The organism is Acidobacteriota bacterium, assembly GCA_003696075.1.
Lineage (GTDB): Bacteria > Acidobacteriota > Polarisedimenticolia > J045 > J045 > J045.
Genome location: RFHH01000060.1, coordinates 1 through 8935, shown reverse-complemented (window position 1 = coordinate 8935; position 8935 = coordinate 1). Strand labels below are relative to the sequence as shown.

At 70.4% G+C, this 8935-nt stretch carries 5 protein-coding genes; all 5 read right to left on the bottom strand.

The window, feature by feature from the left end; all coding sequences use genetic code 11:
- Window positions 1-796 (bottom strand): alpha/beta fold hydrolase (locus D6718_03870; GenBank protein RMG47326.1); only part of this gene is annotated, 796 nt, incomplete at its 3' end.
- A gap of 485 nt (window positions 797-1281) precedes the next feature.
- Complete coding sequence (locus D6718_03865; GenBank protein RMG47325.1) at window positions 1282-1575, bottom strand: hypothetical protein; 294 nt, start codon at window positions 1573-1575, stop codon at window positions 1282-1284.
- Between the two features lie 811 nt (window positions 1576-2386).
- Window positions 2387-5641 carry an efflux RND transporter permease subunit gene (locus D6718_03860; protein ID RMG47324.1) on the bottom strand — a complete coding sequence of 1085 codons (3255 nt, stop codon included), beginning with the start codon at window positions 5639-5641 and terminating at the stop codon, window positions 2387-2389.
- Between the two features lie 4 nt (window positions 5642-5645).
- Window positions 5646-6752, bottom strand: a complete 1107-nt coding sequence (locus tag D6718_03855; protein RMG47323.1) for an efflux RND transporter periplasmic adaptor subunit — start codon at window positions 6750-6752, stop codon at window positions 5646-5648.
- A gap of 67 nt (window positions 6753-6819) precedes the next feature.
- Window positions 6820-8463, bottom strand: coding sequence for a hypothetical protein (locus D6718_03850; protein ID RMG47322.1), 1644 nt, complete (start codon window positions 8461-8463; stop codon window positions 6820-6822).
- Window positions 8464-8935: the final 472 nt, after the last annotated feature.

Genomic DNA, 8935 nt, shown 5'->3' with positions numbered 1-8935 from the left:
TGTTGTGGCCGGCTCCGGGGACGGGACACCACTGCTTGTCGGAGGCTGGCGAAGCCTCGAAAAGACGGCGTGCCAGTTCGGGCGGGAACAGCTCGTCCTGCTCGCCCTGGATGACGAGCAGAGGAGCGCCGACGCGCGCGATGACCGACACGGGTGGTTCGTGCGCGCGAAGGTCGTCACCGAGGCGCGGGCGCACGAACCAGCGCACGTACCAGGGGGCGAGGCGCCTGAGCTGCGGGAGGGCGTTCTCGAGCCGATCGACCGTCCCCTCGAGGATCAGGCCGTCCAGCTGTCGCTCCGAGGCGAGCTTCAGGGCAACGAACGACCCGAGAGACCGGCCGTAGGCGATCACCGGCCCGTCGCCCAGCCGGCGCTCCATGCTGTCGCGGATCGTCACCGCATCGGCGAAGAGCGCCGCAGCCGACGGCTCGCCGTCGCTGAAACCGTAGCCCCGATAATCGACGCTGAGCACCCGGAGCGAGAAGTGACGGGCAAGCCAGAACGTCCGCGCCTGGACGTCCTGCACCGTCTCGCCGTTGCCGTAGAAGTAGATCAGCGACCCCCGCGGATCCTCCGGCCGCAGCAGCCAGCCGCGCAGCATCGTGCCGTCACCGGCTGGTATCTCGACGTTCTCGCGGATCACCCGATCCGGGACGAGTGCGCGCCGTCGCGGATAGAAGAAATCGGCCTCGTGAAGCGTCCGCACGCAGCCGCCCGCGAGGAGGGCCACCGGAAGCACGAGCAACAGCGACCGCGCGGCCTGCCTCGCCGTGCTGCGCGTCGAAAGCCGTTTCACCGATCCCTCTCGTCCCCGGGGCAAGCCGGACACGCGTTCCGAACCGGGCCTCCCCGTCGCGCGAAAACCGGATCGGCCTGCGTGTCCGGTCGATGTTATCGCTTCGGCCCGGGATCGCTCAACGGCACCTTGCATCCACCTCGCGCCAGCGCGCGGAAAGGACCGTCGGGCTCGCGACGGCGGGAAGATCACGCCGGAGCGCCCGCGGCGATGCGCCGGGTTTTTGGAGGCCGTTCGATCGGCGTTCAGCGGACCGCATCGATGCTGGAAAGCGCTCGGTAGAGCACCTTGACGTTGGATAGCGCTCAGCAGAATCCGTCGACGTTGGATAGCGCTCAGTAGAGTGCGTCGACGTTGGATAGCGCTCAGAAGAGTGCGCCGACGTTGGAGAGCACTCAGCAGAATGCGCCGACGTTGGATTGCGCTCAGTAGAGCGCGCCGGCGTTGGGTAGCGTCAAGGAGACCGCGTCGCCGTCGGAAAGCGCTCAGTAGAGCGCGTCGATGGTGGAGAGAACGATCCTCAAGCACGGCTTCTCCGCGCACTCGCCGGCGAACGACTCCAGTTCGTCGATCACGGATTGCGCCTGAGCGTCGGTCAGACCCGGCACGATGAACATCGCCGCCTGCCACCCGACGGTGTGGCGGCCTTCGACCTCGTGCTGAAAGCGGTTCCCCGTCACGTCGCCGACGCGGGCGAATCCTTCGACATCGATCCGCTCGAGAGCGCGCACGACGCGGGCCTCGTGTTCCGGACTGCAGAAGATCGTGAGTTGCTTCATGGTTCACCTCGCCGGATTCCGGGTTGGACAGACCCGGAGCGGGGAAAGGGCAGCGCGGCTCGCCCGGCCGCTGCCACCGGACAGAACAGACGGCGGGGCGAAGGACGCGACGCCACGGCGCGGGATCGGCCGAACGGGCCGGACCGCTCCGCCCGATGCCGGCACGACGGGCGCGCGAGGCTCGCACGCGACCCTTCGGCGGGAGCCGGCGGGCGCTCGTGCCGTTCTGGGAGGAAACGGGGCGCCTCTCGCCGCCGGGCGTGGCGAGGGCACCCGCCGCGCCCCGCGGAGATTCGAACGGTCCGCGCGCCGGGACGATGCGCCGGCGAAGGACCGCGCGGCGGCGCGAGCTCCGCCGCTACCGGTGGGACAGGACCGGTCAACCCGCCCGCCGCCGGCGTGAGGGACGCGACTTCTCCGTTCGCGACCTTCTGCCGGGAGCCGGCGGCCCCACCGGCCGCCCGCCCGGAGGACGGCCCCCCTCCGCTCGCGGCATGGCGCCGGCAGCCACCGGGTGCACCCGCCAAGCGGCTGGAGGGCGTTTTCCCGCCGTCGGCGACCCGCCGCCGGGGCCCGACGGCTCCGGCCGCCGGCAGCGCGGAGGACGTATCCCCTCGATTCGCGGCCGGCCACCGGGAGCGAACGGATTCACCCGCTGCCGGTGCGAGCGGCGCGACACCCGCATCCGCCGCTGCTCGAAAAAAGCGAACCGCTCTGGCCGTCGCCGGCGCAGCGGGGCCTTCCCCTCCCGCCGCTTCCGGAGGGAGCGTCCCCACGGGCCCTCGCCCACCGCGGCACCGGGAAAGACTCATCATCGATCCGCCGGCGCCGCGCAGGCGGTCCAGTCGTCCGGATAGGGCTTCGCCTGGCGGCGCTTTTCGACCATGTAATAGACGAGAGGGACCACCACGAGCGTCAGCATCGTCGAGGCGACCGAGCCGGCCATCAGCGAGATCGCGAGACCTTCGAAGATCGGATCGAAGATGATCACGAACGCTCCGACCACGACCGTTCCGGCCGTCAGCAAGATCGGCCGGAAGCGGACGGCGCCCGCCTCGATGACCGCCTCGCCGAGCGTCTTGCCCTGTTCTCGTGCCAGGTCGACGAAATCGATCAGCAGCACCGAGTTGCGCACCATGATGCCCGCGAGTGCGATGAAACCGATCATCGACGTCGCAGTGAAGAACGCGCCGAACAACCAGTGTCCCGGCAGGATGCCGACCAGGGACAGCGGGATGGCGATCATCATCACCAGCGGCACCTTGAACGACTTGAACCAGGCGATGATCAGCATGTAGATCAGCACCAGCACCACCGCGAAGGCTCCGCCGAGATCCCGGAAGACCTCGTAGGTGATGTGCCACTCGCCATCCCACTTCATCGCCACCCGCTCGGTCGAGAACGGTTCGTCCCGGTAGTACTGCTCGATCTTCGCCCCTCCCGGTGTCTCGATCTCTGCGATCTCGTCCGCCATCTTGAGAATCGCGTAGACAGGACTCTCCTCGCGGCCGGCCACGTCGCCGGCGACATAGATCACCGGCTTGAGGTTCTTCCGGTAGCGGCTCGGTGGGACGACGGTCTCTTCCACGCGCACCAGTTCCGACAGCGGTACGAGCGTCCCGTTCATCGACGCCAGCCGGACCTTCTCCAGATCGGCGGCCGACGAGCGCTGCGCCCGCGGCAACCGCAGCTCGATCGGCACCGGCTCCGCGGCGTCCTCGTCGTGGAGGAGGCCGACCGGCTCGCCGCCGAGCGCGAGCCTCAGCGCCCGCGCGACGGCAGCGGCCGGAACCCCCGCCCGGGCGGCCTTTTCGCGGTCGACCTTGAACACGAGCTTCGGTTGCGGATCCTCTACGAACCAGTCGACATCCACCACTCCGTCCGTCGAGCGGAACACGTCCAGGATCCGGCGCGCGGCCGCCAGCCGTGCCTCCTCCGTCGGCCCGTAGACCTCGGCGAGAAGAGTCGCCAGCACCGGAGGCCCCGGCGGCACCTCGGCGATCTTGACCGCCGCTCCGTACTTTTCGGCAATCCGCGTCAGCTCCGGACGGATCCGCCGCGCGATGTCGTGACTCTGATCGTCGCGAGCGTCCTTGTCGACGAAGTTCACTTGCAGATCGGCCACATTCGGACCCTGGCGGAGGTCGTAGTGCCGCACCAGGCCGTTGAAGTTGTGCGGCGATGCGGTGCCGGCGTACAGCTCCACATCCGTGACCTCGGGCACCGTCATCATGTACGACGCCATCTCCCGCGCCACCCTGGCCGTTCGCTCCAGCGTCGTGCCCTCCGGCATGTCGATGATCACCTGCAGCTCGCTCTTGTTGTCGAAGGGAAGCATCTTCACGGTGATCCACTTCAGCGGGAAGAGGACCATCGACAGAACCAGCAGCAGCGTCACGAACCCGAGGAACAACCAGCGCCGCCAGGTACTCACGAGGAGCGGCCGCAGGATGGCGTTGTAGGTGCGGTAGATGCGCGTCTCCTCGAGCACGTAGGGCTTTTCGTCCGCCCCGTGTGTCCCCCGCAACACGCGATAGCCAAGGTACGGCGCGACCACCAAGGCCACCGCCAGCGAAAAGGTCATCGCCAGCGATGCTCCGACCGGCATCGGGCGCATATAGGGCCCCATCAACCCGCGCACGAAGGCCATCGGAAGCACGGCGGCGATCACCGTGAGCGTGGCAAGGATGGTCGGGTTGCCGACCTCGTCCACGGCCGCGACGGCGGCCTGGAGCGGCGGCAGCTTCCGGATCTGGAAATGGCGGACGATGTTCTCGACGACGATGATCGAGTCGTCGACCACGATACCGGTCACGAAGATCAACGCGAACAGCGTGACCCGGTTCAGCGTGTAGCCGAACAGGTAGTAGACGAACAGCGTCAGCGCGAACGTGACCGGCACCGACACGAACACCACGGCGGCTCCGCGCCAACCGAGGGAGAGCGCGATGACCACGGTCACCGACAGGATCGCGCCCAGCAAGTGCATGAGCAGCTCGTCAGCCTTGGTTCGGGCGGTGGCGCCGTAGTCACGCGTGACGGTGATCTGGACGTCCGGAGGGATCAGGGAGCCGCGCAGGGTCTCCACCTTCTTCATCACCTCGTCGACGACCCACGACGCGTCGGATCCCTTCCGTTTGGCGATCGCGATCGTCACCGCCGGCATCAGCCGATCGGGCCCGCCGGCCCCCACGATTCCCCGCTCGGCCGCCGCGGGCCCCGCCCCGAAGGCGACGTACTCGCGAGGTTCCTCAGGTCCGTCGGCGATCTCCGCCACATCCGCGAGGTAGACCGGCCGGCCGGCGTGCAAGCCCACGACGAGTCGTGCCACCTCGTCGCGATCGCGCAGCAGGGCACCGGTTTCCACGCGGATCCGGCGGTCACCGCGGTCGAACTCGCCGGCGGTGAGCGCCGCGTTCTGCATCTGCAGGGCCGAGGCGACCCCGGCGGGATCGACCCCAAAGGCCGACATCCGCTCCGGGTCGAGCCGCACGAGAACGGCGCGGCGCCGGCCGCCGATGATGCGGCTGACCGACACCTCGTCGAGCCGGTCGATCTCCTTCTTCAGCTCGGCGGCGATCTGCCGCAGCTCGAACCCATCGTGGCGTGACGACCACAGGGTCAGGCCGAGCACCGGCACGTCGTCGATGGTGCGCACCTTGACCAGCGGCGGTGTGGCTCCCGCCGGCATGCGATCCATCCCCGAGACGAGCTTCTCGTAGACCTTGACCAGGCTGCGCTCCTGGTCCTCGCCGACGTAGAAGCGGACCGTGACCATGGCCATTCCCGGGCGCGAGACGGAGTAGACGTACTCCACGCCGGGAATCTCCCACATGCGCTTCTCGAGCGGGATGGTCACGCGGTTTTCGACCTCGGCGGGCGAAGCTCCCGGCAGGCCGACGAAAAGGTCGACCATCGGGACGACGATCTGCGGCTCCTCCTCGCGCGGCGTGAGCACGACCGCGAAGGCGCCGACCGCCAGCGCCGCAGCGACGAGGAGCGGAGTCAGCTTCGACTCGATGAAGAAGTGGCCGATGCGGCCCGCGGGTCCGATTCCGGTGAACATGGGCTCAACGCTCCACGACGGCCCGGCCGTCCGTCAGCTCGGGCGGCGGCTCGACCACGTAGCGTTCGCCGGCGTCGAGGCCGGAGAGCACCTCCACCCCGCGCTCCGTCTTCGCCCCGGTGCGGATCCAACGCAGCCGCGCGCGGCCATCCTTCCCGACGACGTACAGCCCGACGAGCTGGCCCCGACGGACGAGCGCCCGTTCCGGAACGACCAGTACCTCGCGCTCGCCGCGCGGGAAGCTGACCCGCGCGAACATCCCGGAGCGGATCGCGCCGTCGGGATTGTCCAGAACGACCTCGACGTCGAACGTGCGGCTCGCGGGATCGCCCGCAGGGATCACGCGTGCGATCGTGGCCTCGCGGTCGAGGTCGAGAGCATCGATGCGCACGCGGGCCGGCCCGCCCTTCCCGAGCCCGATCACGCTCGCCTCGGGGACCTGCACGCGGACCTTGACGCGCGACAGATCCTCGATGACGAAGAGCGGAGCGCCGGGGGCTGCCATATCTCCCCGCTCGACGCGCTTGTCCACGACCCACCCGGCAAACGGCGCGCGGATCTCGGCATACCCGAGGGTCACCCTGGCCGCGGCGAGGTTCGCCTTGGCCTGCTCCAGCGCCGCTTCGCGCACCCGCAGCGCGGCGACGGCGTCCTCGACATTCTTGTCGGTGACCGAGCCGCGCTCGTGGAGATCGACCATCCGCCGGTGCTGCGTCCGGGCGTTCTCGAGCTGGGCCTCGGCCATCGCGACGGCCGCCTCCGCCTGCTCGACGGCCGCCTCGAGATCCCGGGTATCGAGCTTCGCCAGGAGCGCGCCGGCGGCGACATGCTGGCCCTCGCTCACCGCGACCGTCTCGACGCGGCCGAGGATCTTCGTACCGGGGGCGGCTCGCCGCCACGGCTCGACGCCACCGCTCGCCTCGGTGAGCTGCGGCACCGCCTCGCGCCTCGCTTCGGCGACCTCGACCGCCAGCGGCTGTTCTTCCACCGCGGCCTCGCGGCGCCCCTCGCCGCCGGCGCACCCGGCGGCCGGCAGCAGCCACATCGCGAGCGCCGCGGCTGCGGCGATCCTGCTCCATGCCGTTTCGTTCGTCCGTCTCGCCCGCATCATCGGCTCGTCCCTCGCATCGTCTCGTCGATTCGGTTTCCGCCTCGGACCGGACCGGTGCCGCCGCGCTTCACAGCCGCCCCGCCGCGAGATCGACCCGGGCGCGTGCGACGAGCACGTCGCGCCGCGCCGCCACCTCTCGCATCCGCGCTGCGGTCAGGGCCGTTTCGGCCTTCATCAGCTCGACCAGTGTCGTGAGGCCCTCTCGGTAGCGGTCGGTGACGATCCGCAGGCTGCTTTCCGCGAGTTTCACCGCCCGGCGGGCCTGCTCGACCCGCGCCCGCGCCGCCCTCAGCTCCGAAACGGCGCGGCGAACCTCGAGCGCGACGCTACGCTCGAACTGGAGCACGTCCTGCTGGGCCGCCTCCAGCTCGCGCCGCCGGGCTCGGACGCGGGCGGTGGTGCGTCCGAAGTCGCCGATCGTCCAGCGCGCGTTCAACATCACGCTCCAGTTGGTGCCGGATGTCCCGATGAAGTCGGGATCGTTCGCTTCGACCATTCCGGCGAGGCCGATCTCCGGCCAGCGCGCCGCCCGCGCCAGCGCAACCGACCGGCGGCCCGCCTCGAGTCGATGCCGCGCCGCTGCCAGATCCGGCCGCTGCGCGAGCGCCTCCGCGGTCAACGCCGCGATATCCGGCTCGCCCTCGTCCGTCCCCATCTCGAGCGTTTCGGGAAGCTCGAGATCCGTTTCGAGCGGCAGCCCGATGGCCAGGTCGAGGGCGGCGAGGGCAACCTCGGCATCCGACCGCGCGCGGATCAGCTCTTCCATCACCTCGCTTTCGTGCACCTGAACCTGGAGCAGATCGGATTCGACGACGAGGCCGGCCTCGAAGTGGTTCCGCACCATCTCGACCTGCTGGCGCACCGTTGCGAGCGATTTCTCCGCGACCGCTACACGCGCCCGCGCGAGCAGGGCGCCCGCGTACGCCTCGATCACCCCGCTCACGATCCGCTGCCGCACCGCCTCGCGTTCGGCGCGCCTGGCCTCGCCCTCGGCCCGGGCCGCGGCGAGCCCGTGGGCGATCCGCCCGCCGGTCCACAGCGGCTGCTCGACGGAGAGGCGCGTGGCGAAGTTGTCGAGGGCGTCGGGCCGGTTGAGGGCGTCGATCGCGAAGTTCTCCGGACCGAACGCCTCCTGCCCGAGAAGGTTGGAGAAAACGAGCGTCGGGTTCGTGGTCCGCGAGACGGTCTCTTCGAGGTTCACGCGCGGCCTCCGTTCCGCCCGGGCCGCCCGCACCATCGCCTCTCCCGCCTCCGCCCGCGCCGACGCCGCCGCGAGCTGCGGGTTCCGCTCCTCGGCAAGGGCGATCGCGCGCTCGAGCGTCAGCGGTCCGCCGGGAAGCCCCGGGTCCGGCAGGGCATCGCCATCAGGGGACGCGGTGCCGTGCGCCCTGGGCCCGGGCGAAACGGGCGCCCCGCCATCCACCGGGGTGAGCGGTGGGCCGGGTGCCGCGCGAGAGATGCGTTCCGCGGGGGGGGATGCTCCGGGCGCGACCGCAGGCGCGGGGCGCGCCGCCAGGACATCCTCGGATGGAGACGGCAACGCCCCCCGTGAGCCGAGCGGACCGGCCGCCTCGACGTGCACCACGCCGACCGGGCCGCCGGAGGCCGGACCCGTCGTCGCCGATCCTTCGGCCGGGCCCGGCCCAAGGGCCAGAGCTGCGCTCACGCACAGGGCCGCCAACGAAAAGAGGTTGTCTCGTCCACCGTTCACGTCAGGATCCTCTTGAAAGGAGAGGACTTAACCTCACCGGACCTTCGCTGCGCCGGCCCGGCGCTTCGCCCTAGGGATGCGGGAGGAAGGCAGGGGGTCACGGACCGCCGGCGGAACGGAGTTGCAGCAACGCAGGCGCCGGCAGCCGATGCGGCCCCCTCCGCTCCGGCGGCACCGGGCAGACCGCGGGTTACCCCGGGGCGATCGGGCTTTCGACCCGGGCTCGCCGAAAGGGTCCTCTCGCCGGTGCTCGAAGGCGCCCCGAAATCGCGAAGGTGCCGTGGCCGATCCCGACCGGTGGAAGGGAAGAGGGCCGTGTGGCAAACCTCGACCGAATGCGCTTCCCGCCGGCCTTTCCAGCGACGCCACGCGGGCTCCGTCTGTCGGGTGGGCAGGCCGTCCCGCTCGTGCAGGACTCCCCGTCGTCCAGCTCTGGAGAGCGGGCGGGAGGCCGGGTAGGCCAGCGGAGCGG